This is a genomic window from Streptomyces sp. SID13031 (assembly GCF_010548305.1).
Lineage (GTDB): Bacteria > Actinomycetota > Actinomycetes > Propionibacteriales > Kribbellaceae > Kribbella.
On record NZ_JAAGLV010000012.1, the window covers coordinates 135846 to 159946 of the forward strand.

Here is a 24101-nt window from a genome sequence, read left to right on the forward strand (position 1 = left end):
AAGCAGGGGTGGGCTTCAGCCTTCTTGCTGCTTGGCCGCGATCAGGTCTTCGACGGCCTTGGGGATGGTGGTTTCGAAGTCGAGGAGTTTGGCCCAGGTGAGGGTGACGGTGATGACGGCCATCTCGGTGTAGAGGGCCTTCACGCCTTCGAGCCAGTCGCCGTACTGGTCCTCGGTCATCACCTTGCGGCCGGCCACCAGGTAGCCCTCGGGGATGCCCTGGAGCAGCTCGACCTCGGCGGTGCCGCGCAGCAGCAGCACCTTCGGCGGGAAGGCGCCGGTGTCGATGGTGAGCGCGACCTTCGGGTTCTTGCGCAGCGCCGCGACCTTCGCCGCCTTCGGGACGGTGGCCATCAGGAGCTGGTCGCCCTCGATCCAGAACCCGATCGGGATCACCCGCGGGTCGCCGTCCAGGCCGTCGTACGCGAACCGGGCCGGCTCCGGGCCGTTCAGGAGCTGCTGGGCGTACGGCTTGGCGAGGATCTCGGCGATCTCGGTCTTGTTCATGATGATGTCCTTTCAAAAGGGGGCTCTCAGTCAGGGGACGAAGCTGCCGCGACCTTCTCTACCTCGCTAGGTTGGGAAAATGCGGGAAACCTTCGACTTCGGGGCCGGGCAGGTCGAGCTGAGCGAGGACGGGGCGGTTGCAGCGGTGCTGCACCCCACCCGGAAGCAGTCCGTGCTGCTCACCGACGGACCTGTGCACGACCCTGCGCACTACTGGGGCAAGGGCTTCGTGATCTCCAGCAAAGGCAGCCACCGCTTCGATGCGCCCGAGTTCGCCCGCTGGCGGCAGACCGGGATCGACCTCCTGTACCGCCTGGGCGACCTCGAATTGCGGGTCGGCCGACGGTTCGGGGAGCACTGGACCGAGACGTACGAAGTACGGAACACGGCCGGCGAAGCCATCGAGATCGGGTCACTAGCGACCAGTACCCCGTATCGCGACGTCTACAGCTCCAGCCGCGAGAGCCTCAGCAGCGCGGTCCACGCGCACGTCTGGACGGGCGGCGCCGACTCGTGGGTCTGGGCGCAGCCGATGGACGGCAGCGGCCCCGGTCTCGGGCTGCAACTCACCGAAGGCGAGCTCTGGGCGTACTCGGTCGAGTCGCGCGACGCCGACACCGGCAGCAACATCCGCGGCCACCTGTACCTCCACCTCACCGACCACGCCCGCGCGCCGCACGCGATGGGTGGTCAACCCCGCCTCGTCCTCAACCCCGGCGAGTCCCACCGCTGGACGTGGCAACTCGCCTGGCACGACACGCTCGCGGCCTTCCACGCCACCCGCAGTCCACTGATCGACGCGACCACTCTGGTCGCCGAGGTCGGCGAGTCGATCCCCATCCGGCTGGCCGACCACGCGACCGGCCCGGCGACGGTCACTTCGGAGGCCGCCGGAACGCAGTACGTCGAGGCAACCGACGGTACGGTGAAATCCCGGATCAACGTGCTCTTCCACGAACCCCTGCGCGAGATCGTCGAGCGACGGGTGCGCTTCGTGCTCGACCACCAGCGGCCGGTCGAGCTGACGGACAGCCGCCGCTTCGCCTTCGTGCCCTACGACAACGAGACCGGCCTCCGCGTCCTCTCGGCTGCCTGGCGCGACTGGTCGGACGCGCGGGAACGGATCGGCACCGCATTGTTGCTCCAGGCAACCAGGGACCGCGGCTGGGGCGATCGCGCCGAGCTGGACGAGGCACTGACCGGCTACCAGCAGTTCGTCACGGAGTACCTGGTCGCTGTTGACGGTACGGTCGCCGACGACAGCCTGCACGAGAGCCGGGTCCGCCTCTACAACTTCCCGTGGTTCGCCCGCTTCTTCCTCAGCCAGGGTGATACCGAGCTGGCGATCCGCATCATCGACCGGTACTACGAGCTCGGCGGCGACCACTTCCTGGCGTTCGACCTGGGACCGCTCCTGCGCGAGTTGGCCCTGCTCCCCGAGGTGGGCCAAAGGATGCGCGGCCACCTGGCCAAGCACGCGCAAGCCTTCCTCGACTACGGGGACGACCTGCCGCCGCACGAGGTCAACTACGAGCAGTCGATGGTCGCGCCGCTCCTGGAGCTGCTGATAGCGGCGTACGCCGAAGCGCCCGACTCCTTCGACCCGGCAGAACTCACCCGCCGTCTACCGTGGCTGACCGCCTTCGCCGCGGACCAGCCCGACGTACGCCTGCGACACGTTCCCATCCGCCACTGGGACGGCTACTGGTTCGGCCTGCTGCGCCTCTGGGGCGACGTCTTCCCGCACTACTGGTCGATCCTCAGCGCCGCCGTCTACCTCACCTGGCCGCGCGACCTCGTCACCCCGACGGAAGCCGACCGGCTCACCACAGCCGGCCACGCAATCCTCCGAGCCAACCTGGTCAACTTCAACCCGGACGGCTCGGCAACCTGCGCCTTCGTCTACCCCAGCGCCGTCAACAATCGCCCCGCCCACACAGCAGACCCCCTGGCCAATGACCAGGACTGGGCGCTCGTCTACGCGCTCCGCTACAGCTGACTTGGCTAGCCGACCTTGGCGTAGGCGCGTACCGGGAAGGTACCGAGCCCGGCGATGCGTGGGGCGGTGGCGGTGAAGGTCGCGCCGGTGGGTGGGACCTGTGCCAGGCTGGTGAGATGTTCGACGATCCCGATGCCCGCCCCGAGCAGAAGGGTGTGGGCGGGACGCGTTCCGTCGGTCATGTCGTCGATGTTGGCCGCGTCGATCCCGACCAGCACCGCACCGTTGGCGATCAGCCACTCGGCGCCGTCACGGGTCAGGAAGTGCGCCTCTTCGACGTACTGCGGGGTGTTGAAGCGGGCATCGTCGCCGGTGTGCAGCAGCACCGCCTTGCCGCGAACGTCGTATGTCGCCAGGGCGGCCGCGTCGATCCCGAGGCTCCCGCTGTCTTCCAGGCGGACGACGACCGCGGGCAGGTCGGCGGTGCGGTCGAGGGTGTAGCCGGTCAGGTCGTGCCCGTCGGGGTAGCGGTGGTACGGGCTGTCGAGGTAGGTGCCCGTGTTCGTCACCATCGTGATCAACCCGATCTCGAACTCCGTGCCCGGTGCGTAGATCTCCCGCGACGCTTCCCGGGTCAGCTGTTTGCCGAGCACGGGCCCAGGCAGGTTCGGCAGCGTCACCATCCCATCGCGGATCACATGATTGAGCTCCACGTACTTCGCCTGCCCACCGCTCGCGGGGCCGTCGGCCGCAGGGCCTCCGCGGGTGCCCTTGTGAGCCGCCTCGACGATCTCCAGGTTGGCGAGTTGGACCTCTCCGGCCATCAGCAGCCCGAGCGAGTCGAGGAAGAGTTCGCCGACCTGTACGGACGTCACCTCCGCCGAGGGGACGTCGACGAGGAACCCGTGGACCTGCAGGCCGCCCCCGTTCGTGAAGGTGACGGTGGCATCGAAGCGCGCGCGATAACTGGGCATACCCACCATCCTCACCCATCCCGGTGGCCCGCTGCGCCGAACCCCTTCTCATGATCACTCGACGGAAGATCCTGCTCGCCGGAGCCGGTGGCATCGCGTCCGCCGGACTGGCCGGCTGCGGCCCGGGCTCCAGCTCGGGCTCGGGCTCGGCCTCGGGGGAGTCACCGTCGAAGAAGGGCAAGCCAGTGACGATCTCGTATGGCGCCGACGAGTCGCAGGTCGCGGAGCTCTACCTTCCCGAGGGCGACGGCAAGGTGCCGGTCGCCGTCGTGATCCATGGCGGGTTCTGGATGAGCAGCTACGGCCGCGAGCTGGCCACGCCGCTGGCCGAGGATCTCGCCGCACAGGGGATCGCCGGGTACGCGATCGAGTACCGGCGGGTGGGCAACGGCGGCGGTTGGCCGACGACCTTCGAGGACGTCGCGGCGGCGATCGACAAGCTGGCCGACCAGCCGCGCCTGGACCTCACCAAAGTGGTTGCCGTCGGCCACTCAGCGGGCGGGCATCTCGCCGTCTGGGCCGCGAGTCGCCCTGGTCTGCCGCCAGGCGCTCCAGGCGCCGCGCCGCGCGTAGTACTGACTGGGGCCGTTTCGCAGGCCGGGGTGCTGGATCTGGTCAACGCATACGACGAGAAGGTCGGTGGCGACGCCGTTCCAGCCTTCGTCGGTACGACGCCGGCCAAGGATCGTGCGCGCTACCAGCTGGCGTCGCCGTACGAGCGGTTGCCGCTGAAGGTGCCGGTCGCGCTCGTGCACGGCACCCGCGACGGGCAGGTCCCGATCGAGCAGAGCCGCCGCTACCGTGATGCCGCGATCAAAGCCGGCGACCAGGTCAAGCTGACCGAGCTGGAGCATGTCGGCCACTTCGAGCTGATCGACCCGCAGGACAAGGCCTGGCTAACCTGTCGCTCGGAAGCCCAGCGTTTGCTGACCTGAGGAGCCGAGATGCCCGACCGCGTCGCCATTGCCCGCAAGCTGATCACCGATAGCCTCTACCTGTCGCTCGGCACAGCAGACGCAGCCGGTACTCCGTGGGTGACCCCGGTCTTCTTCACACCGGACGGCTACACGGACTTCTACTGGGTCTCCTCACCCGAGACCCAGCACTCACGCAACCTCGGCGAACGCGCGGAGGCCGCCATCGCGATCTTCGACACCCACGCCGTGATCGGCGCTGCTGAGGCCGTCTACCTGAAGGCCACAGCGGGCCAGGTCTCCGACGCTGACCTGGAGCCCGCTCTCGCGATCTTCAACGGCAAGCTGCCCGAGTCGAAACACTTCGAGCTTGCGGAGCTGGTCGCGCCGGCCGCCTTCCGCCTCTACCGTGCGACGGCCGTGGAGCAGTCCGTGCTGATCCGCGGCGGCGACCCGGAGTACGGCAAAGGCGCCGACTCCAGGCTCGTCGTCACCCTCTGATCAGGTCAGCTCGGGCAGCAGCTCCCGCAGCGCGTCGGTGGTGAAGTTGTGCAGGCTGGTGCCGTAGGAGATGCGGGTGGCGCCGAGGGCGATCAACGCTGACGCGGCTGGGCCGTTCGGCTTGGCGTGCGCATTGAGCGGGCCGCCGATCTCGGTCGCCAGCGTTTGCAGGATGTCGAGCGGCGCGAAGATCGGGTAGACGCAGTCGACTCCGGCGCGGCGGTAGGCGCGGCCCCGGGCGATCACGTCCTCGACGGTCTTGCCCTCCTCGCACCCGCTCGCGAAGAAGCCGTCGATGCGGGCGTTGATGACCAGGTCGGCGCCGGCGGCAGCTCGTACCGCGCACAGGTAGTCGGCCTGCTGCTGGACGTCGACCAGCTTGTCGTCGAGCGAGTCCTCCAGGTTGCAGCCGACCGCGCCGGTCGCCAGGAGCCGCTCGGCGAACTCGGCCGGGTCGAGCCCGTAGCCGGCCTCCATGTCGGCCGTCACCGGTACGTCGACCGCGCGGGCGATCCGGGCGACCGCCTCGAACATCTCGGCCGGCGGGGTCAGCTGGCCGTCGTCGTACCCGAGCACCCGGGCGACCGCACCACTGCTGGTGGCGATCGCCGGATACCCGGCCCCGGCGACGGCGCGGGCGCTGACCGGGTCCCACGCGTTCGGCAGGATCAGCGGCGTCGGCCCGTGGTGCAGGGCGCGGAAGGCTTCCGCCGTACGCCGGTCCGCGTGGCTGCGGTCGGCCTGGTTGCGGTCGGTCTGGCTGGGGGTAGTCATCTCGCGTCAGCTCGGGTTGTAGTGGCCGGGCTCGATGCGGCAGGTGACGCCGACCCGGTTCCACGCGTTGATCATGATGATCAGCCCGATCAGCTGCGCGAGCTCCTTCTCGTCGAACGCGTTCGCGGCGATCTCGTAGACGTCGTCCGGAACGTGGTCGACGCTGATCAGGGTGATCGCCTCGGTCAGCGCGAGGGCCGCCTGCTCCTGCTCGGTGTAGAACTTGGGCGCCTCGTGCCAGGTGGCGACCACGTTGACCCGCTGCGCGGTGTCGCCCTCGTGCAGGGCGTCCAGCGTGTGCATGTCGAGGCAGTAGGCGCACCCGTTCAGCTGGGAAGCGCGAATCCGCACCAGGTGCGCGAGCTTCGGGTCCAGCCCGAGTGCGGACACCTCGTCCAGCGCGATCAACGCCTGGTAGAACTCCGGCGCGTGAGTGGGGATCTTGACCCTACGGCGTGTGTTTGTGCTCATGCCGACAACGCTAGTCCCCGACCGGCCCAGGTGTATGGTCCACTTCCATGGAAGATCCAAGGGCCAATTCACCCGCCGGTGCAGACCTGCACCTGGATCTCGGCGGCACCCGAGGCCGCAGCGACCTCGTCCACGCACTCCACGAGTCGATCCGCACCGGCCGCCTCCCAGCCGGCACCCGCCTCCCCTCATCCCGCTCCCTGGCCAAGGACCTAGGCATCGCCCGCAACACCGTCGCCGACGCCTACGGCCAACTAGTAGCCGAAGGCTGGCTAACGGCCCGCCAGGGCTCCGGCACCGTCGTCGCCGACCGAATCCTCCCCGTCCACCGCCCCACCACCCCCATCCCCGGAGCCCCGCACTCCGCCAACCCCGCCGCCCGCGCCGGAGCTCCTCACCCCACCGACCCCACCGCCCGCGCCTTCGCCTCTTCGTCCGGAATTTCCTTGCTGGAGGCAAGGAAATTCCGGTACGACCTGACCCCGGGGTCACCGGATGTCTCGACTTTCCCGCGGAGCGAGTGGTTGGCGGCTGCCAGGAAAGCCTTGCCCGCGGCACCCAACGACGCCTTCGGATACGGCGATCCGCGGCGCCGGATCGAGTTGCGGGAGAATCTGGCCGACTACCTCGCGCGGGCGCGCGGCGTCTGGGCCGACCCTGACCGCATCCTCATCTGCTCCGGCTACGTCCAGGCCCTCAACCTCCTGACCGACGTACTCCGCCTGCAAGGCGCGCAGACCATGTCCGTCGAGGAGTTCGGCTACAACCTCCACTGGGACGTGATCCGCTCCCGCGGCCTCCAGCCAACCCCAGTACCGGTAGACGAGCACGGCGTCCGCTCCGACCTCCTCGAAGGCCAGGCGGCCCTCCTGACCCCCGCACACCAGATGCCGTTGGGAGTACCGCTCGCGCCAGACCGGCGTACCAAAGCAGTCGAGTGGGCGCGCGAATCGGGTGCGATCCTCATCGAGGACGACTACGACGGCGAGTTCCGCTACGACCGCCAGCCCGTGGGCGCCCTCCAAGCCCTCGACCCGGACCGGGTCGTCTACACCGGTACTGCGAGCAAAAGCCTCGCGCCCGGCCTGCGACTCGCCTGGATGGTGTTGCCGGAGCACCTGATGGAGCCGGTCCTCGAGGTCAAACGCACCACCGACCTACTGACCGCGACCCTCGACCAGCTGATCCTCGCGGAGTTCATCGCCTCCGGACACTACGACCGCCACGTACGCCGTACTCGCCAGCACTACCGTCGTCGCCGCGACCACCTGGTGGAGTTGCTGGCCGTCCGAGCCCCAGGCGTCACCGTGGCCGGCATCTCGGCCGGCCTCCACGTGCTCGTCGATGTACCAGGCGACGCCGCCGAGCTGGTCGCCCGGGCCAAGCGCCAGGGGCTGCTCATCGCGTCCCTCGACAGGTACGCCTTCACTCCCGACCCAGCCGCTCGCCAAGCCCTGATCGTCGGCTACGGCACCCCGCCCGACCACTCCTACAACGGCGCCCTCGACCTGCTCTGCCAGATCCTCGCCGTCTAGGCATGTCTCAGCGGCGGAGCTTGCGAAGGATGCCGGCCAGCTCGGCCCGCTCCGCTTCGCTGAGGATGCTGAAGTAGGCCTCGGCCTCGGCGTCGCGGGAGGCGCGGATCGCCTCGCCGACCCGGGTCCCTTCGCCGGTCGGCGCTACCAGCGTCGCCCGCCGGTCCTGAGGGTCGGGACGCCGTTCGACCAGCCCGCGATCCTGCAGGGCGTCGACCACTTCGGTGGTCGAGCGCGCCGCGATGCGCAGGTGCTCGGAGAGCTCGTTGAGCCGTAGCGGGCCCTGGCGCGTGAGGACACCGAGGGCGCGCGCGTGGGACGGCGCGATATCCCACGGGGCCAGGGTCTCCTTCCGCAGGTGCCGCAGCTGATGAGCGACTCCCCAGAACGTCTCGGGGAGGGTCTCCTCTTCGTCATCGGCCATGGGAATAGCGTACCAACCAATCGTGTTGTAACCTCATTATGAGGTAACCTCAGTATATTCGTCCCCGACAGAACGGTGTTTGCCTTGGAACACGAAAATCTGGAGCGAGGTCGCCGAGGCGGCCCGAAGTCAGCCACAGCCGCCGAGAAGGCGCAGGCCCGCGAGGTATCGCTGGCCCGCATCGGACGGCTCTTCACCCCCCACAAACTCTCCCTCGCCGTCGTCACGGCGATCATCGTCGCATCATCCGTGGTGGCCATGGCGTCACCCTTCCTGCTGCGCGCCGTCATCGACACGGCGCTGCCACGCCAGGACCTCAAGCTCCTCATCTGGCTGGTGATCGGCATGGTCGCCGTCGCCGCCATCACCTCAGCCCTGGGCGTCGTCCAGACCTGGATCAGTACCACGGTCGGCCAGCAGATCATGCACCGGCTGCGGACCGACGTCTTCGCCCACCTGCAGCGCCAGTCGATCGCCTTCTTCACCCGGACCCGCACCGGCGAGGTGCAGTCGCGGATCACCAACGACATCGGCGGCATGGAGCCCGTCGTCACGTCGACGGCCACGTCGATCGCCTCCAACCTCACCACGGCGATCGCCACCATCGTGGCCATGCTCGCGTTGTCGTGGCAGCTCTCGCTCATCTCGCTGGTGGTGATGCCGCCGTCCATCTACCTGACCCGCAAGGTCGCCCGGATGCGCCGGGCCATCACCGCGCAACGACAGCGCGAACTGGCCGATCTCAACGTCACGGTCGAGGAAGGCCTGTCGATCAGCGGTATCCAGCTCAGCAAGACCATGGGCACCGCCGCGACCCTGATCGAGCGCTTCACCGCATCGTCGGCCCGGTTGATCGATCTGGAGCTCCGCTCGGAGCTGGCCGGCCGGTGGCGGATGGCCTCGATGAGCGTCATCTTCGCGGCCATCCCGGCGATCATCTACCTGAGCGCCGGTCTGCCGATCACTGCCGGAACCCTGTCCATCGGCACCCTGATCGCCTTCACCACCCTGCAGGCCGGGCTGTTCCGGCCGCTGATGGGGCTGCTCAACGTCGGCGTCGCACTGACCAGCTCGCTGGCCCTGTTCGCGCGGATCTTCGAGTACCTCGACCTGCCGATCGACGTGAACGACCCGGCCGACCCGGTCGAGATCGACCCGTCCCGGATCGAGGGCCACGTGCGCTTCGAGGACGTCACCTTCGTCTACCCGGGTAGCGAGACGGCCGCGGTGGCCGGCGTCAGCCTGGACGTGCCGGCCGGTACGACGCTGGCGCTGGTCGGTGAGACCGGCTCGGGTAAGAGCACCCTCGCCTCGTTGGTCGCGCGGCTCTACGACCCGACCAGCGGACGCGTCACCATCGACGGCATCGACCTGCGCGACCTGCGGCTGGCCGATCTTGCCGGCGTGGTCGGCGTCGTCAGCCAGGAGACCTATCTGCTGCACACCACGGTGCGCGAGAACCTCCGCTACGCCAAGCCCGACGCCACCGACGCGGAGATCGAGGACGCAGCCCGGGCCGCCCAGGTGCATGAGTTGATCGCCGGGCTCCCGGACGGCTACGACACCATGGTCGGGTCTCGGGGGCACCGCTTCTCCGGAGGGGAGAAGCAGCGGATCGCGATCGCCCGGACGCTCCTGCGCAACCCTCGTGTCCTGGTACTGGACGAGGCCACCAGTGCGCTGGACACCGAGACCGAGCGGGCGGTCCAGCAGGCGTTCGACCGGCTCGCCGAAGGCCGTACCACCATCACCATCGCCCACCGGCTGTCGACGGTGCGCGACGCCGACCAGCTCGTCGTGGTCGACCACGGACGGGTGATCGAGTCAGGAACCCACACCAGCCTGGTCGAGAGCAACGGCCGCTACGCCCGCCTGGCCACCTGAGGCCGCCGTCCGATAGCAGTACGACGTACGCAAGGCCTGCTCATCGCGGTCCGAACCGTGCTAGACGGTCGTGATCGTGAGCACAGCAGTGGTGTGAGCCAGTGCGGCGACCTTGATCGTCGTCACCGCCCCGAACTTACGATCGCCGAGCCGCGCCGAACTCCCCACCGACCGCAGCAGATTGATCCCGCTGCCGTTGCCGCCAAAGCGATCCCGGATCGCCACCGATCCCGCCACCACCGTGATGGACAGGGTGTGAGTCCCGGCCATGAACAGCTCCGTCTTACCGACGAGGACCTGACAGGTACCGTCCTGACAGGCGGCGAAATTGCTCTTGTCCTTCGCGGGCGGCAGCGTCGCACCCGGCGTCGGCTTGGCCACGGCCGGATCGCACTGCGGCGCCAGCTGATAGGCAGTCGTCAGCCGTGGATCGGTCTTCGCCGCGTCGGCCAGCGCGGACGCCGGTGGCTCGACGGTCTTCATCAGCGCCAGCACCTGCTTCATCCGCTGCACGTCCGCCGGCGACGGCTCGGTCATGTTCGCGCTGGGGTTGCTCAGTGTCGACACCTCCGGGCGGACCTTGTGCAGCCGCTCGACGATGCCAGTCACCACTTTGTCGCCGGCCGCCACCCCCGACGGCTCCAGCTGGCCGAAGACCTCCGAGTAGCGCTCCACCATGTCCGCGGCACCCTGCAGATAGGTGCTGATCGCGATGCCCGTGTACGGCGAGACGGCTGCCGCCTGGAGAGCGTCCGTCGGCAGGTCGTGGTCGCGCTGGAGCGCCTTGATCGCTCCGCAGACGGTGTCGGCCCAGACGACCAGCTCGCGCGTCGTGTCCTTGACCTCCACGGCCTTCCCATCTGGCCCAGCCAGAGGCGTCGTCTCGGCCTGTGGCTCCGGATCCGAAGTACAAGCCGTCAGGAGGACTGCCAGTACTGCCGTCAGCGCGGCCAGTCGCTTCATCTCAGATCGCCTGGTTGACCATGCTGAGGACCTCGTCGGCGCAACCCCAGGACAGGGTGATGCCGGAGCCGCCGTGGCCGTAGCAGTGGATGACGTGGCGGTCGCCGGTGCGGACGCTCTCGCAACGGACGGAAGGGCGGGCCGGTCGCAGCCCGACGCGATGCTTGATGACTTTCGCCTTGCGCAGTTGGGGAATCAGCGCGGCGCAGCGGTCGAGGATGTTCCCAGCGGTCTTGTCGTCGACCGTGAGATCCCAGTTGCCCGGCTGGCCGGTGCCGCCGACCACGATGTCGTTCGACCGCGGTACGACGTACGCGAGATCTTCCGGGCCGTTGTCGGCCAGCAGCCACTCGGTCAGGCCGAATTGCTCGACGGTGAAGACCTGCCCGCGAATCGGCGTGACAGTCGGGTCCTGAGCGGTCAGCCGGGCGCCGAGGCCGGTGCAGTTCACCACGATCCCGGCGGTGTTCGGCAAGGCCGACAGCGCGGCCCGGTTGAGCGTGCCGCCGGCCGCTTCGAGCCGTTTCACCAAGTACTGCAGGTACATCGGCATCTCCACGATCGGTGTCGTGAACGACCAGCCGTCGCGGAATCCCGGCGGCGGTGACCCGACGCGCTGCAGGTCGGGGAGTACGTCGGCCCAGACCGGATCCGGTGTCGGCTCGAGCAGATACTCCTTGCCGTGCCGCAGCCGCACCGACGGCTCGCTCTCGGCCAGCTTGACGAACTCGTGGTACGACGAACGCGCCCAGCCGGTGACCCGATCACCCGCCGACAGGAACGGGTACCAGATCGCCGCGGCGACCGCGGAGGTCGTCTCCAACGGCAGATCCCTGGCGAACACCGCCACGTCGTACCCGGACTCAGCCAGCCGAACAGCACAACTGAGCCCGATCACACCGGCTCCCACCACAATGACGCGCATTCACGCATTGTGTCTGCCTTCAGCCACCCCCGCTACCCGTGCTGTGGTTTGCGGGGTACTGCGGTGAGGACGACGGTAGAGCCCCGTTGCGGAATGGGACAGTGTGCATAACGGCAGGAAGTAGTGCCCGTACTGCGGCCGGGCGCCGCCTCCGTGAGCGTGGCGCCCGGCCGAACGCCCGACTACTTCCTGCCCTTGTGTACAGCCACCCCGGATCCCGGGCCTTTCCGCAGCCCCCGCCACCTGAACGAGAGTGGCTAGAGGCAACGACCAGTGCAGGTATCAGTGCAGGTTGACGGCGAGCGAGTAGAGCCGGGTGATCTGGGTGGCGCCGTTGTTGTCGTCTGACAGCAGGTAGAGCTGCCGGCGGCCGTCTGCGAGGAAACCGCCGAGGGCGAGGCCTTCGACGTTGTCCAGCAGCGGGTTCGGCTGCGGCTGCTTGGCGACCGCGCCCGACGGCGGGCAGTTCACCAGGTCGAAGAGCAGCTTCTTCTTGAGGAACACCGTGTCCGGAGCGTCCGCGAGCGAGGCCTGCGTGCTCACGTCCTTCGCCCCGCTCAGCGAGACGCTGAAGACCCGGATCGTGTTGCCGACGCCTGGTGTGAAGGTGCGCTCCATCGAGACGAGTTGGTCGCGGTGGACGTAGGCGAGCTCGACCAGCGCGAGCCCCGGGTCGGGCTTGTAGGCCAACTGCCTCGCGACGGCGTACGCGCCGCCGGGGCGACCGGCGTACTGGAGGATGCGGTTGCGGGTGCGGCCCTGCGCATCGGTGCCGTCCGAGGCGAGCGGGCCTTCCATTCCGGCGTACAGGGTGTTGCCGTTGGTGCTGATCGCGAGCGACTCGAAGGTCGCATTGGTGCTCGCCTCGCCGGCAGGCGCGACCTGGAACCGCGACGGCACCGGCAGCGACGCGAGCTGCTTGCCGTCGGCGAGGCTGAAGCGCCGGATCGACGGCTCGCGCTCGGAGGTGGCGAGAACGGTTGTGCCGCCGAGCTCCGTGACGAGACCTTCGCCGTCGAAGTCCTGCCCGGTGTACGGCGTGCCGTCCGGCCGGCGCAGGATCGTCACGCTGTCCACGGCCACCTCGGGCTTGCCGTGATCGTCGCCCAGCTGCAGCCCGAAGACCCGGGCCGGCGTCGTACCGACGTTGTCGACCAACGCGAGCGCGTGCTTCGGTCCGTTGAGGCTGATGGCCGACAATCCGCCGACCGACAACCCGTCGTACGTCGTCTTGTCCAGGCTGTCGCTGAAGCCGAGGAACCGCGCGTCCGGCGAGCACTTGCCCGCAGAATCGCCAGAGCCGCCGTCCGCACCGGTGGGGACCGGCGCAGCGGCGGCTGCGGAGAGCGAAGTGGTCAACGCGGCCAGTACGGCGGCCGCGGCGAGAGGTGTCTGCCAGCGCATCAGGGATCCTCCGGGTTTCGATGTCTGTCGCCCATCGAAACCCATCCCACGAAACGCCAGGTGAACGGGTCTACTCGACGGTGACCGACTTGGCCAGGTTGCGGGGCTTGTCGACGTCGTGGCCGAGGGCGACCGCGGCGTAGTACGCGATGATCTGCAGCGGGATGGTGAGCAGGATCGGGTCGAGCTCCGGCTCGTTCTTCGGCACCTCGATCACCGCGGCGGCGCCGGCCGGGACGTCGACGCCCGGGTGGGTGACGACGTACAGCGGGCCGGAGCGGGCGGCGATCTCGTGCAGGGCGCCGATGTTGCGGTCGAGCAGCTCGTCCCTCGGGACGATCGCGACGCTCGGCACGTCCGGCGAGATGAGCGCCAGCGGGCCGTGCTTCAGCTCGGAGGTCTGGTACGCCTCGGCGTGCCGGTAGGAGATCTCCTTGAGCTTCTGCGCGCCTTCGCGGGCGACCGGGTAGCCGCGGGTGCGGCCGACGAAGAAGATGCTCTCGTGCTGGGACAGCCGGCCGGCGATCTTGGCCAGCTCCTCCTCCTGCTCCACGATCGACTGGATCTGGTCGGGGATCTTCTTCAGGCCCTCGATCAGCCGCCGGCCGTCGGCCGGCGAGACGTCGCGGATCCGGCCGAGGTGGATCCCGAGCATCGCGAACGCGACGGCCATGTTGGTGAGCGCCTTGGTGGACGCGACCGAGACCTCCGGGCCGGCGTGCAGGTAGACGCCGCCGTCGACCTCACGGGCGATGCTGGAGCCGACCGCGTTGACCAGGCCGATCACCCGGCCGCCCTTGCGCTTCAGCTCCTGTACTGCGACCAGGGTGTCCAGCGTCTCGCCGGACTGGCTCACCGCGATGTACAGCGTGTCGCGCTCGACCACCGGGTTGCGGTAGCGGAACTCGGACGCGGGCTCGGCGTCGGCGGGGATCCGGGCGACCTCCTCGATGAACTGGGCGCCCATCTGGCCGGCGTAGTACGCGGAACCACAACCGAGGATCTTGACCCGCTTGATCTCGCGGGCCTCGCGGGCATCCATGTTGAGACCGCCCAGGTGGACGGTGTGGAAGCGCTCGTCCAGGCGGCCGCGCAGGGCCCGCTGGACGGCCTCCGGCTGCTCGTGGATCTCCTTCATCATGAAGTGCTCGTGCAGGCCGCGCTCGTACTCGTCGGCGCTCCACTCGACCGTCGTGGGGGTGTTCGTGGTGGCCCGGGCGTCCTGGGTGAAGGTGCGGTAGCCGTCGGCGCGGACGGTGGCCAGCTCGCCGTCGTCCAGGTAGACGACCTGGCGGGTGTAGCGGATCAGCGCGGCCGCGTCGGAGGCGACGTGCATCTCGCCGTCGCCGACGCCGAGGATCAGCGGGCTGCCGTTGCGGGCGACGACGATCCGGTCGGGGAAGTCCAGGTCGACCACGGCGATGCCGTAGGTGCCCTCGATCCGGCGCAGGGCGGCCATCACCTTCTCCTCGAGGGTGTCGCCGTCGGCCTGCTCGATCAGGTGCGCGAGAACCTCGGTGTCGGTCTCGGAGCGCAGCTTGACGCCGGCGTCTTCCAGCTGGGAGCGCAGCGCGCCGGCGTTGTCGAAGATGCCGTTGTGGACGACGGCGATCCGCTCGCTGCCGCTGGCGTGCGGGTGCGCGTTGTCCTTGCTCGGGCCGCCATGGGTGGCCCAGCGGGTGTGGCCGATGCCGACCTTGCCGCCGAAGCGCTTCGGCAGCGAGGCCTCCAGCTCACGAACCCGGCCGGCGTCCTTGTGCACCTTCAGCTCGCTGGATCCGATCACGGCGACTCCGGCCGAGTCGTAGCCGCGGTACTCCAGCCTGGCCAGGCCGTCCACCAGGATCGGCGCGGCCGGCTTGGTGCCGACATATCCGACGATTCCGCACATGGGGAGGGTGTTCCTTTCGCGTGGTTTCTTTGATCGGGGTGGTGGGGTGGGGAAGGTATCGAGCTAGCCGTAGACGATGCGCCGCAGTTGACGGGCCGACAGCTCTGGTGAGCGGACCGGCCAGTGCCGTAGTTCGGTTCCGAGCCGGGCGAAGATCTCGTCGTTGCGGGCGCCGTAGGTCTGCAGTTCGCGATGCCGGCGCCGGACGTACTGCTCGGTCGTCTCGGTGAAGTAGGCCAGGACGTCGGCGACCACCCGGCGGGCATCGTCCGGCGTCAGGCCGGTGGTGCGGCTGACCTGGTCAACGAGGTCCTCGCTGGGATCCGCCGCCTCACTCATCACTCGGCCCACTTTGCAGTGAAACGGGGGGCAATGCCAAAGATCTGCCCGAAATCGGGCAGGCTTTACCTAGATCACACACTGTACTCGGGTCAGAACAGGCGGAGTACGTCGGATTCCATCCCGCGGAGGAGGTCGTAGTCGACGGTGACGCACTCCAGGCCGCGGTCGGTGGCGAGGAACTGGGCCTGGGGCTTGATCAGCTGGGCGGCGAAGATGCCGCGGACCGGGGTCAGCAGCGGGTCGCGGTTCAGCAGCTCGACGTACCGGGTGAGCTGTTCGACGCCGTCGATCTCGCCCCGGCGCTTGATCTCGACGGCGACGTGCTTGCCCTCGGCGTCGCGGCAGAGCAGGTCGACCGGGCCGATCGCGGTCGGGTACTCCCGGCGGACCAGGGTGAAGCCCTCGCCGAAGGTGTGCACGTGCTCGGCGAGCAGCTCCTGCAGGTGCGCCTCGACGCCGTCCTTGATCAGCCCGGGATCCAGGCCGAGCTCGTACGACGAGTCGCTGAGCACCTCCTCGAAGGTGATCCGCAACTCCTCGCCGGCCTTGTTGGTGACGCTCCAGACGCCCTCTTCCTCCGTCAACTTGCACGGGGGAGACATCCAGTTCAGCGGCTTGTACGACCCGCCGTCGGCGTGGATCAGGACGGAGCCGTCCGCCTTCACCATCAGCAGCCGCGGCGCCATCGGAAGATGGGCGGTCAGCCGGCCGGAGTAGTCCACTGAGCAACGAGCAATCACCAGGCGCACGAGAAAGCACCGTAGTCCACTCGCGACGGTTCCTGCATGGCGCCCGGCGGCGTGGCGGTGAGAGGCTGGCGGAATGAAGCCGAAGATCAGCCTGAAGACGCGGTTGGAGTATGACGCGGTCGCCAAGGGGCTTGCCGACGCCGGGGTGGTCGAGGGCAGCATGTTCGGCATGCCGGCCCTGAAGATCGAGAAGAAGATGCTGGCCGGTCTCTACGGCGACGCGATGACGTTCAAACTCCCGCCGGAGCCCCGCGAGGAAGCCCTGAAACTGACCGGCGCAGAGCCCTTCGACCCCGGCATGGGCAGCCCGATGAAGGAATGGGTCGTAGTCCCCCTGGAACACTCCTCCACCTGGCCTACCTACGCCGAACAAGCCCTGGCTTTCGTCCGCCCGTGAACCTCATCTGCCCGGCCCGCCTGAGCCGGGCGAGCATCAGCCCGCCGGGCCGCAGGTGATCCGCGCCGGAGTCGTCCTGCTGACCGGCAGCGGTCTCGCCGCGATCGAGCGGGTGCGGGACGGTATGACGTACTACACCCTTCCAGGCGGGGGAGTCGAGGAAGGCGAGAGCCCGCAAGAGGCTGCGCGGCGCGAGTCGTACGAGGAGCTCGGGCTGATCGTGCGTGTCGACGGTCTGGTCGCGGTGGTCAACTTCCGGGGGAGCACGCAGTACTACTACCGGGCCGAGGCGCTCGGCGGGGAGTTCGGCACGGGAACCGGGGAGGAACTGGCGAGCCCGGCCCACTCGAAGGCGGGCAGCTACCGAGCCGTCTGGATCGAGCCGCGGCAGCTCGCAGTACGGGACGTCAGGCCGGTCTCGATCGCGGAGGCACTGGCAGCAACCCCGGAGCACGAACGACTCCTCGACGACTGGACCAGGACACCTTTGGTCGTCGACGAGGTGTGAGGTTTCCGACGCTCGTGACACAGCTCATGTGCGGACCAGTGTGGTGACTGGCACACTTCGAGCCATGGCGCGCGAACTGAAGACGGTCGGAGTGGTCGGTCTCGGCACGATGGGTGCCGGTATCGCGGAGGTGTTCGCCCGGCACGGGCTGACCGTCGTCGGCGTGGAGCGTGATCAGGCTGCGGTCGATCGCGGTCGTGGGCACATCCAGCACTCGACCGATCGCGCGGTCAAGCGCGGCAAACTCTCGACCCAGGACCAGCAGGCGCTGTTCGACCGGGTCACCTTCGCGACCGAGATCGAGGCGCTGGCCGACTGCGACCTGGTGATCGAGGCCGTGATCGAGCGGCTGGAGCTCAAGCGCGAGATCTTCTCCGCGCTCGACAAGGTGGTCCGCGAGGACGCGATCCTCGCCACGAACACGTCGAGCCTGTCGGTCACCGAGATCTCCGTGGCCACCCAGCGCCCGCGCCGGGTGGTCGGCATGCACTTCTTCAACCCCGCCCCCGTGCAGGAGTTCGTCGAGGTGATCAAGACCGTCGTGACCGAGCCGGACGTCGTCGAGGACGTGCTCGAGCTCGCCCGCCGGCTCGACAAGGTCCCGGTCGTCGCGGCCGACCGCGCGGGCTTCATCGCCAACGCGCTGCTGTTCGGCTACCTGAACCACGCGGTCTCGATGGTCGAGTCGCACTACGCCACCCGCGAGGACGTCGACGCGGCGATGCGGCTGGGCTGTGGCTACCCGATGGGTCCGCTCGCGCTGCTCGACCTGATCGGCCTCGATACGGCGTACGAGATCCTCGACACGATGTACAAGCAGGGCCGCAACCGGCTGCACGCGCCGGCGCCGATCCTCAAGCAGATGGTCACGGCCGGGCTGCTCGGCCGCAAGACGGGTCGCGGCTTCTACACCTACGAGTCGGCTGACTCGCCGGTCGTCGTCGATGACGACCTCACCCCGTCGACCTCGGACGGCGCGCCCGCCATCCGCCGGGTCGAGCAGGTCGGCGTGGTCGGCTCCGGCACGATGGCCGTCGGCATCATCGAGGTCTGCGCCAAGGCCGGGTACGACGTCCTGTACGTGGCCCGCGGCACGGAGAAGGTCGACCGCGTCCGCGCGGCGCTCGAACGCTCGCTGGAGAAGGGCGTCCAGCGCGGCAAGCTCTCCTCGGAGGAGCGCGACGCGGCGCTGACCCGGATCACCGGTACGGCGAAGCTCGACGACCTCGCGACCGCTGACCTGGTGATCGAGGCGGTGGTCGAGGAGCTCAGCGTCAAGCAGGCGCTGTTCGAGACGTTCGACGAGATCTGCAAGCCGGGCGCGATCCTCGCGACCACCACGTCCAGCCTGCCGGTGATCGATCTCGCGATGGCGACCAAGCGGCCCGCGGACGTCGTCGGCCTGCACTTCTTCAACCCCGCGCCGGTGATGCGGCTGGTCGAGGTGGTCAGCACGGTAAGCACCGCGCAGGACGTCGCCGACACGGTCGCCGCGGTGGCAGTTGCCGCAGGCAAGCATCCGGTACGGTGCGGCGACCGGGCCGGGTTCATCGTCAACGGCCTGCTCTTCCCGTACCTGAACGACGCGGTCCGGATGCTCGAGGCGCACTACGCCGGTGTCGACGACATCGACGCCGCGATGAAGCTGGGCTGCCGGTTGCCGATGGGCCCGTTCGAGTTGCTCGACGTGGTCGGCCTGGACGTCTCGCTGGCGATCCAGCGCACCCTGTACCTCGAGTTCCGCGAGCCCGGGTTCGCCCCGGCCCCGCTCCTCGAGCACCTGGTCACCGCGGGCTACCTCGGCCGCAAGACCTCGCGCGGATTCCGCGACTACTCCAGCTGATCCTGCTCCGCCGGCTGCCCGTCAGGTTTACGGCTCGGCGTTGGCGTAGTCGCCACACGGACCGCCGCCGATGGCCTCGGCGATGACGGTGGTCCGCCGGTCGGGACGGACGAGCGGGTTGTAGAAGCCCGCGATCTCGATGCTCTCCTCGGGGATGTAGTGGAAGATCAGTGAGCGGCGGAAGCGTTCGGTGCTGGTGTTCGGCCGGGAGCCGTGGACGACGCTGCCGTGGAAGAACAGCACGTCACCCGCTTTCATCCGGGTCTGCACCTTGCCGAGACCGTCGGGAATCGGTACTTCGGCATTGGTGAACGACACGGTCAGGTCGGCCGCCTCGGGGCAGACCAGCTCGACCTCGTGCGACCCGGGAACCACCGCTAGCCCGCCGTTCTCCGCGTCCACGTCGTCGATCGCGATCCAGGCGGCCAGGCAGGTCTCCGGGTGTGCCCGCAGGAACGTGTTGTCCTGGTGCATCGCCTGCCCGCGCGCGCCTGGCGGCTTGAAGTAGAACATCGACTGCGCACCGAGCGCGGGCCCGATCAGGGTCTCGACGACATCGAGGATCCGGCTGTCTAGCATCCACTCCAGCGCCAGCCGGCCGGCCTCCACCTCGGTCCGCCGATGCGGGTGGACGAACCGTGGGTACTGCGCGAGCGGGTCCTCTGCTGGTACGCCGTCGTCGATCGCCAGCGAGTGATCCACCGCGACCTGGGTCATGTATGCAGCCTTGATCTGCTCGACTTCGGCCGGACTGAGCAACCCGGGGACCTGGGCGATCCCGTCCCGCGCGTATACCTCTGCAACTGTGCTGGTCATGTCTCCAGGATCCGCCGTGGTGGCGTCCGTGGGGATAACCTATCGAACTGTGAACCTTCGAGATCCTGCTAAACCGGACTCCTTCACGCCGACCGTCCGTCGGCTCCTGGCCGGTGAGTTCGACGAAGGCCCGGCGTACTCCACCTACCGCCGTCGCGGTACGACGGACTGGCTGCTGATCCACACGCTCGATGGCCGGGGCAGCTTCGGCAGCGGGATCTCCGCCGATCCCGGCGTCACCACGCTGATCAGCCCAGGCACCTTGCAGGACTACGGCACGGCTCGCGACCGCTGGCACTTCCTCTTCGCCCATTTCCACCCCAGGCCGGACTGGCTACCGCTCCTCGACTGGCCTTCCGTTGCCCCCGGCATCCTCCAGTTGCAGCCGAGCCCGACTGCTGCGGAGCGGATCACCAGCGCCTTGTCCGAGGCAGTCCGCCACCAGGACAGCGTCCTACCCCAAGGCGAGCTCCTCAGCTTCAACGCCCTCGAAGCCGCCCTGCTCTGGTGCGACACCCAGAACCCCAAGGCAGCCCAGCTCGACGACCGCCTGCTCCGCGCCATCGAGTGCGTCGACCGCAATCTGCGCGCCGACCTCTCGGTCGCAGTACTGGCGCGGACGAGCACCCTCTCGGTCTCCCGCTTCGCCCACCTCTTCCGCACCCAACTCGGAGTCACGCCCCAGCAATTCGTCGAACGCCGCCGCCTCGACGCCGCCGCCCGCCTCCTCGAACTCACCACCCGCCCCATCTCCGCGATCGCCACCGACGTCGGTTTCGCCAACCCGCTCTACTTCTCCACCCGCTTCCACACCCACACCGGCCACAGCCCCACGCAGTACAGACGGCAGTTGGGCTCTACGCTTCTGCCATGACTGCTCGTTCAGCAATGGTTGTTGTGGCCGCGCTCGCTGTCGTCGGGCTTGCCGCCTGTGCGCCGGAAGACAGCACGGCCGGTAGCGCGTCGCCGTCGTCGGCCGATACCTGTGGCAAGGATCAGCTCGCGGTGAAGACCGCCGGGACGTTCTCGGTCGGCACCGACAAACCGGCGTACGAGCCGTGGTTCTCGGGCGACGACCCGGCGAACGGCAAGGGGTACGAGTCGGCCGTCACCTATGCGGTGGCCAAGAAGCTCGGGTTCGAGGCGAGCGAGGTGAAGTGGCAGACGGTGCAGTTCAACGCCGCCTTCGCGCCGGGGCCGAAAAAATTCGACCTGGACGTCAACCAGGTGTCGATCTCCGCGTCTCGCGCCAAGGCCGTCGACTTCTCCACCGGGTACTACGACGTACGGCAGACGGTGATCACCACCGCCGGGAGCAAGATCGCCGGCGCCACCACGATCGCCCAGCTGGCGGACGCGAAGCTCGGGGCGCAGGTGGGGACGACGAGCTACACCTCGCTGCGGGACGTGATCAAGCCGAAGCAGCAGCCGGCCGTCTACGACTCCAACGATCTGGCCGTGCAGGCGCTGAAGAACAAGCAGATCGACGGCATCGTGGTCGACCTGCCGACCGGGTTCTACATGACCGCCGCGCAGCTCGACGATGGCAAGATCGTCGGCCAGTTGCCGGCGACCGAGAAGCCGGAGCAGTTCGGCTTCGTCCTGGAGAAGGGCTCGAAGCTCACCGGGTGTGTGTCGCAGGCAGTGGACGCACTACGGGCTGACGGCACGCTGGCCAACCTGCAGAAGCAGTGGCTGACCTCGGAAGGCGCACCGGAACTCTCGTGAGCGACCGGCGGCAGCTCGGGAGTCAGGCGTGAGCGAGTCGGGCGTGAGCGAGCCGGGATCGGCGGACGGCTGGCGGCCGTCCGCGCTCCAGCTCGAGCGGCTGGCCTATCGCCGGCAGCGGACCGTTCGGTCCGGCCTGATCGCCGGCATCAGCACAGTGGTGCTGCTGGCATTGGTGGTGTTCGGGGTCGGGTCGACGCCGGGGTGGCCGCGGGTGCGGGCGACGTTCTTCGACTTCCACCGTGGGTGGGAGGCGTTGCCGGTCGTTGCCCAGGGCCTCTGGCTGAACGTCCGGGTGATGCTGGTCTGCGCGGTGCTGATCGTGATCTTCGGGTTGACGCTGGCGATCATGCGGACATTGCGTGGGCCGATCTTCTTCCCGTTGCGGATCTTCGCCGCCGCTTACACCGACGTCTTCCGCGGTTTGCCGTTGCTCCTGGTGATCTTCCTGCTGGGCTTCGGCGTACCGGCGCTGCAGTTGCGCGGATTGCCCAACCAGGCGGTCGTCTGGGGCGGCGCCGCGCTGGTGCTCACCTACTCGTCGTACGTCGCCGAGGTCTTCCGCGCCGGCATCGAGTCGATCCACCCCTCCCAGCGAGCTGCGGCGCGGTCCCTTGGGCTTTCCCACCAGCAGACGCTGCGCTTCGTAGTACTGCCTCAGGCGGTACGCCGGGTGCTCCCGCCGCTGCTCAACGATTTCGTCTCGCTGCAGAAGGATTCCGGGCTGATCGCAGTACTGGGTGTCATCGACGCGATCCGCGCGGCGCAACTGGAGACGGCGGAGGACTTCAACTTCACCCCGTACGTCGTGGCCGGGCTACTCTTCGTCGCGCTGACGATCCCGCTGACCCGGCTGACCGACTGGGTGGCGCGGCGGCAGGGCTGGTACGGCGCCGGGGGAGGTGTGGTGTGAGCCTGCTGTCCATCCGCGGCGTGCGGAAGTCGTTCGGAAGCAACCTCGTGCTGGACGACTTCAGCCTGGAGGTCGAGGCGGGGGAGTGCGTGGTCCTGATCGGCGCCTCCGGCTCCGGCAAGTCCACCTTGCTGCGCTGCGTGAACCTGCTCGAGACAGTCGACGACGGCGTGATCGAACTCGACGGCACCGACATCACCGACCCCCGCATCGACACCGACCGGGTCCGCTCGGGCATCGGCATCGTCTTCCAGTCCTACAACCTCTTTCCCCACCTCTCGGTCCTGGACAACGTCACCCTCGCCCCGATCCGAGTCCACCGCGTACCCAAAGCCGTCGCCCGCACCCGGGCGCTGGAGATGCTCGACCGAGTAGGCCTGGCCGCCAAGGCCTCCGCCAAACCCGACGAACTCTCCGGCGGCCAGCAACAACGAGCCGCCATCGCCCGAGCCCTGGTCAACTCCCCAAAACTCATGCTCCTCGACGAGATCACCTCGGCCCTCGACCCAGAACTGGTCGGCGAAGTCCTTGACCTCCTCGGCGAGCTGAGCTCGGAGGGCATGACCATGCTCCTCTGCACCCACGAAATGACCTTCGCCCGCCAGGTCGCCGACAAAATCTGCTTCCTCGACCAAGGCCGCCTACTGGAGCTGGGCCCACCCGAGCAGGTCCTGGAGCACCCGGCAGAGCCCCGCACCCAGGAGTTCCTCCGCCGCATCCGGTTGTGACCTGTCCCGACGGACAGGACATAGTCGCCGGCCAGCCTGCTCGCCGCGCTCAGGGAGGCCGCGACTCGGCGCGATATGGGGACTATGTCCTGTCCGTCGGGACGCCACACCTCTGCGCAAGCGCCTCCCGAATGGTGGCGATCACCCAATCCGGCTCATTCAGCACCTGGTGATAGGTGAATCTCAGCACCAGCCAGCCTTCCGCGACCAGTTCGTCGTAGCGGCGGCAATCGGCAGCGAAGTCCTGACTCGATCCGTGGAACTCGTATCCCTCGGCCTCCAGCGCGATCTTGGCCTGCCGATGCCCGAGATCCACTCGCGCGCGGAACCACCCTCTCTCGATCACGACCTGCGGTTCGAAACCCTCGATGCCGTTCTGGATCAGCAACGCACGCAGCATCGACTCGAGAAAGCTCTCGCCCGCTGCGGTGGCCAGCGCGGCTACCTGACGGGCCTTGGTGCAGCCGGATCCACGCATCGCCGTGGTCGCCGCGATCAGTTCTCGGCGGGTCAGCCCACGGTTCAAGCTGGAGTCGACGACCGCGAGCGCCTCGCCGAAGGGCAGGATCCGGGCGCAATCAGTCACCGATCGAAGCATTGAGGTCAGACGACTCGACTGGTCCTCCGCAGAGGTTGAGGCCCAGTGCAGCACCGCGGGCGGTCCGGAGCGAGGGCGGCGCTTCTTCGGCAAGGTGATGTGCGGCTTCTGGGGTGGCGCGAGCAGTGGCAGTTTCCACGCGAGTGCTGCGCTCAAGTGGGACACGACTCCGTCGTAGGCGACGGCAATGAGTTGATCAGTCGACGGACCAGGCAGGCCGTAGACACCACGCGCCAGCCGCTGGACGCAACCATCCCGCACGGCTGCCGCGAGTTCTCGTTTCGAGGCGACGTGGGTCAACTCGGCGAAGGTGGCTCGACCACCCAGCCGGGCCAGTACCTCAGGCAGGGATTCCACCGGCAGATTCTGCCGC

General features: G+C 68.4%; 25 protein-coding genes. 12 read left to right on the forward strand and 13 right to left on the reverse strand.

Annotated elements, in window-relative coordinates:
- Positions 1-15: 15 nt before the first annotated feature.
- Positions 16-507, reverse strand: coding sequence for a pyridoxamine 5'-phosphate oxidase family protein (locus tag G3I17_RS23975; protein ID WP_164599817.1), 492 nt, complete (start codon positions 505-507; stop codon positions 16-18).
- A 79-nt stretch (positions 508-586) separates the two neighbouring features.
- On the opposite strand from G3I17_RS23975, the gene G3I17_RS23980 reads away from it, so the two are divergent.
- Entirely contained in the window at positions 587-2506 is a 1920-nt protein-coding gene (locus tag G3I17_RS23980; protein ID WP_164599818.1) for a hypothetical protein, read from the forward strand.
- A gap of 5 nt (positions 2507-2511) precedes the next feature.
- Here G3I17_RS23980 and G3I17_RS23985 read toward each other — a convergent pair whose 3' ends face one another.
- Positions 2512-3420, reverse strand: coding sequence for a cyclase family protein (locus G3I17_RS23985; RefSeq protein WP_164599819.1), 909 nt, complete (start codon positions 3418-3420; stop codon positions 2512-2514).
- A 50-nt stretch (positions 3421-3470) separates the two neighbouring features.
- Here G3I17_RS23985 and G3I17_RS23990 point away from each other — a divergent pair, with 50 nt between their 5' ends.
- Complete coding sequence (locus tag G3I17_RS23990; RefSeq protein ID WP_164599820.1) at positions 3471-4355, forward strand: alpha/beta fold hydrolase; 885 nt, start codon at positions 3471-3473, stop codon at positions 4353-4355.
- 9 nt (positions 4356-4364) lie between these two features.
- Complete coding sequence (locus tag G3I17_RS23995) at positions 4365-4835, forward strand: pyridoxamine 5'-phosphate oxidase family protein (RefSeq protein ID WP_164599821.1); 471 nt, start codon at positions 4365-4367, stop codon at positions 4833-4835.
- On the opposite strand, the gene G3I17_RS24000 is transcribed toward G3I17_RS23995, so the two are convergent.
- Both G3I17_RS24000 and G3I17_RS24005 read right to left on the reverse strand, forming a co-directional pair.
- Entirely contained in the window at positions 4836-5609 is a 774-nt protein-coding gene (locus tag G3I17_RS24000; protein WP_164599822.1) for an isocitrate lyase/phosphoenolpyruvate mutase family protein, read from the reverse strand.
- A 6-nt stretch (positions 5610-5615) separates the two neighbouring features.
- Positions 5616-6080: a carboxymuconolactone decarboxylase family protein gene (locus G3I17_RS24005; protein WP_164599823.1), complete on the reverse strand. Its 465-nt coding sequence runs from the start codon at positions 6078-6080 to the stop codon at positions 5616-5618.
- Between the two features lie 47 nt (positions 6081-6127).
- On the opposite strand from G3I17_RS24005, the gene G3I17_RS24010 reads away from it, so the two are divergent.
- The gene (locus G3I17_RS24010; RefSeq protein WP_164599824.1) at positions 6128-7615 is read left to right on the forward strand and encodes a PLP-dependent aminotransferase family protein; all 1488 of its coding nucleotides are present in this window, start codon (positions 6128-6130) and stop codon (positions 7613-7615) included.
- 7 nt (positions 7616-7622) lie between these two features.
- Here G3I17_RS24010 and G3I17_RS24015 read toward each other — a convergent pair whose 3' ends face one another.
- Entirely contained in the window at positions 7623-8039 is a 417-nt protein-coding gene (locus G3I17_RS24015) for a MarR family transcriptional regulator (RefSeq protein ID WP_164599825.1), read from the reverse strand.
- A gap of 99 nt (positions 8040-8138) precedes the next feature.
- Here G3I17_RS24015 and G3I17_RS24020 point away from each other — a divergent pair, with 99 nt between their 5' ends.
- Positions 8139-9923, forward strand: a complete 1785-nt coding sequence (locus G3I17_RS24020; RefSeq protein ID WP_164599966.1) for an ABC transporter ATP-binding protein — start codon at positions 8139-8141, stop codon at positions 9921-9923.
- A gap of 60 nt (positions 9924-9983) precedes the next feature.
- Here the strand turns inward: G3I17_RS24020 and G3I17_RS24025 are convergent, their stop codons facing one another.
- The 6 genes from G3I17_RS24025 to nucS form a co-directional block, all read right to left on the reverse strand.
- Positions 9984-10886: a hypothetical protein gene (locus G3I17_RS24025; RefSeq protein WP_164599826.1), complete on the reverse strand. Its 903-nt coding sequence runs from the start codon at positions 10884-10886 to the stop codon at positions 9984-9986.
- Position 10887: 1 nt separating this feature from the next.
- Positions 10888-11811 carry an FAD-dependent oxidoreductase gene (locus tag G3I17_RS24030; RefSeq protein ID WP_164599827.1) on the reverse strand — a complete coding sequence of 308 codons (924 nt, stop codon included), beginning with the start codon at positions 11809-11811 and terminating at the stop codon, positions 10888-10890.
- A gap of 282 nt (positions 11812-12093) precedes the next feature.
- Positions 12094-13215, reverse strand: a complete 1122-nt coding sequence (locus G3I17_RS24035) for an esterase-like activity of phytase family protein (protein WP_164599828.1) — start codon at positions 13213-13215, stop codon at positions 12094-12096.
- A gap of 70 nt (positions 13216-13285) precedes the next feature.
- Positions 13286-15106, reverse strand: a complete 1821-nt coding sequence (glmS, locus tag G3I17_RS24040) for a glutamine--fructose-6-phosphate transaminase (isomerizing) (protein WP_164599829.1) — start codon at positions 15104-15106, stop codon at positions 13286-13288.
- 63 nt (positions 15107-15169) lie between these two features.
- Positions 15170-15445 (reverse strand): hypothetical protein, encoded by a 276-nt coding sequence (locus G3I17_RS24045; RefSeq protein ID WP_164599830.1) that lies wholly within the window; start codon positions 15443-15445, stop codon positions 15170-15172.
- Positions 15446-15537: 92 nt separating this feature from the next.
- Positions 15538-16197: an endonuclease NucS gene (gene nucS / locus G3I17_RS24050; protein WP_164599831.1), complete on the reverse strand. Its 660-nt coding sequence runs from the start codon at positions 16195-16197 to the stop codon at positions 15538-15540.
- A gap of 73 nt (positions 16198-16270) precedes the next feature.
- Here nucS and G3I17_RS24055 point away from each other — a divergent pair, with 73 nt between their 5' ends.
- The 3 genes from G3I17_RS24055 to G3I17_RS24065 all read left to right on the forward strand — a co-directional run bounded on the left by G3I17_RS24055 (position 16271) and on the right by G3I17_RS24065 (position 18945).
- Entirely contained in the window at positions 16271-16594 is a 324-nt protein-coding gene (locus G3I17_RS24055; RefSeq protein WP_203590705.1) for a hypothetical protein, read from the forward strand.
- Positions 16595-16649: 55 nt separating this feature from the next.
- Positions 16650-17102: an NUDIX domain-containing protein gene (locus G3I17_RS24060; RefSeq protein ID WP_164599832.1), complete on the forward strand. Its 453-nt coding sequence runs from the start codon at positions 16650-16652 to the stop codon at positions 17100-17102.
- Positions 17103-17166: 64 nt separating this feature from the next.
- Positions 17167-18945, forward strand: coding sequence for a 3-hydroxybutyryl-CoA dehydrogenase (locus G3I17_RS24065; RefSeq protein ID WP_164599833.1), 1779 nt, complete (start codon positions 17167-17169; stop codon positions 18943-18945).
- Positions 18946-18972: 27 nt separating this feature from the next.
- On the opposite strand, the gene G3I17_RS24070 is transcribed toward G3I17_RS24065, so the two are convergent.
- Positions 18973-19761 (reverse strand): phytanoyl-CoA dioxygenase family protein, encoded by a 789-nt coding sequence (locus G3I17_RS24070; protein WP_164599834.1) that lies wholly within the window; start codon positions 19759-19761, stop codon positions 18973-18975.
- 49 nt (positions 19762-19810) lie between these two features.
- Between G3I17_RS24070 and G3I17_RS24075 the strand changes: the two genes are divergently transcribed.
- The 4 genes from G3I17_RS24075 to G3I17_RS24090 are packed head-to-tail and all read left to right on the forward strand — an operon-like array spanning position 19811 to position 23130.
- Positions 19811-20635 carry a helix-turn-helix domain-containing protein gene (locus G3I17_RS24075; RefSeq protein ID WP_164599835.1) on the forward strand — a complete coding sequence of 275 codons (825 nt, stop codon included), beginning with the start codon at positions 19811-19813 and terminating at the stop codon, positions 20633-20635.
- Positions 20636-20649: 14 nt separating this feature from the next.
- Entirely contained in the window at positions 20650-21489 is an 840-nt protein-coding gene (locus G3I17_RS24080) for an ABC transporter substrate-binding protein (protein ID WP_239062859.1), read from the forward strand.
- Positions 21490-21517: 28 nt separating this feature from the next.
- On the forward strand, positions 21518-22402 hold the full coding sequence (locus tag G3I17_RS24085) for an amino acid ABC transporter permease (RefSeq protein WP_343238393.1): 885 nt from the start codon (positions 21518-21520) through the stop codon (positions 22400-22402).
- The gene (locus tag G3I17_RS24090; protein ID WP_164599837.1) at positions 22399-23130 is read left to right on the forward strand and encodes an amino acid ABC transporter ATP-binding protein; all 732 of its coding nucleotides are present in this window, start codon (positions 22399-22401) and stop codon (positions 23128-23130) included. Before G3I17_RS24085 ends, G3I17_RS24090 begins: the two co-directional genes overlap by 4 nt.
- Before the next feature lie 82 nt (positions 23131-23212).
- On the opposite strand, the gene G3I17_RS24095 is transcribed toward G3I17_RS24090, so the two are convergent.
- The gene (locus G3I17_RS24095; RefSeq protein ID WP_164599838.1) at positions 23213-24085 is read right to left on the reverse strand and encodes a DUF559 domain-containing protein; all 873 of its coding nucleotides are present in this window, start codon (positions 24083-24085) and stop codon (positions 23213-23215) included.
- Positions 24086-24101 lie beyond the last annotated feature (16 nt).

What these genes read in the sequence shown, in the direction of transcription:
- G3I17_RS23995 (WP_164599821.1), top strand. Translation starts at nt 4,365, where the DNA reads ATGCCCGACCGCGTCGCCATTGCCCGCAAGCTGATCACCGATAGCCTC.
- G3I17_RS24025 (WP_164599826.1), bottom strand. Translation starts at nt 10,886, where the DNA reads ATGAAGCGACTGGCCGCGCTGACGGCAGTACTGGCAGTCCTCCTGACG.
- G3I17_RS24010 (WP_164599824.1), top strand. Translation starts at nt 6,128, where the DNA reads ATGGAAGATCCAAGGGCCAATTCACCCGCCGGTGCAGACCTGCACCTG.
- G3I17_RS24070 (WP_164599834.1), bottom strand. Translation starts at nt 19,761, where the DNA reads ATGACCAGCACAGTTGCAGAGGTATACGCGCGGGACGGGATCGCCCAG.
- G3I17_RS24055 (WP_203590705.1), top strand. Translation starts at nt 16,271, where the DNA reads ATGAAGCCGAAGATCAGCCTGAAGACGCGGTTGGAGTATGACGCGGTC.
- G3I17_RS24030 (WP_164599827.1), bottom strand. Translation starts at nt 11,811, where the DNA reads ATGCGCGTCATTGTGGTGGGAGCCGGTGTGATCGGGCTCAGTTGTGCT.
- G3I17_RS24000 (WP_164599822.1), bottom strand. Translation starts at nt 5,609, where the DNA reads ATGACTACCCCCAGCCAGACCGACCGCAACCAGGCCGACCGCAGCCAC.
- G3I17_RS23990 (WP_164599820.1), top strand. Translation starts at nt 3,471, where the DNA reads ATGATCACTCGACGGAAGATCCTGCTCGCCGGAGCCGGTGGCATCGCG.
- G3I17_RS23980 (WP_164599818.1), top strand. Translation starts at nt 587, where the DNA reads ATGCGGGAAACCTTCGACTTCGGGGCCGGGCAGGTCGAGCTGAGCGAG.
- G3I17_RS24005 (WP_164599823.1), bottom strand. Translation starts at nt 6,080, where the DNA reads ATGAGCACAAACACACGCCGTAGGGTCAAGATCCCCACTCACGCGCCG.
- G3I17_RS24045 (WP_164599830.1), bottom strand. Translation starts at nt 15,445, where the DNA reads ATGAGTGAGGCGGCGGATCCCAGCGAGGACCTCGTTGACCAGGTCAGC.
- G3I17_RS23975 (WP_164599817.1), bottom strand. Translation starts at nt 507, where the DNA reads ATGAACAAGACCGAGATCGCCGAGATCCTCGCCAAGCCGTACGCCCAG.
- G3I17_RS23985 (WP_164599819.1), bottom strand. Translation starts at nt 3,420, where the DNA reads ATGCCCAGTTATCGCGCGCGCTTCGATGCCACCGTCACCTTCACGAAC.
- glmS (WP_164599829.1), bottom strand. Translation starts at nt 15,106, where the DNA reads ATGTGCGGAATCGTCGGATATGTCGGCACCAAGCCGGCCGCGCCGATC.
- G3I17_RS24035 (WP_164599828.1), bottom strand. Translation starts at nt 13,215, where the DNA reads ATGCGCTGGCAGACACCTCTCGCCGCGGCCGCCGTACTGGCCGCGTTG.
- G3I17_RS24065 (WP_164599833.1), top strand. Translation starts at nt 17,167, where the DNA reads ATGGCGCGCGAACTGAAGACGGTCGGAGTGGTCGGTCTCGGCACGATG.
- G3I17_RS24015 (WP_164599825.1), bottom strand. Translation starts at nt 8,039, where the DNA reads ATGGCCGATGACGAAGAGGAGACCCTCCCCGAGACGTTCTGGGGAGTC.
- G3I17_RS24080 (WP_239062859.1), top strand. Translation starts at nt 20,650, where the DNA reads ATGGTTGTTGTGGCCGCGCTCGCTGTCGTCGGGCTTGCCGCCTGTGCG.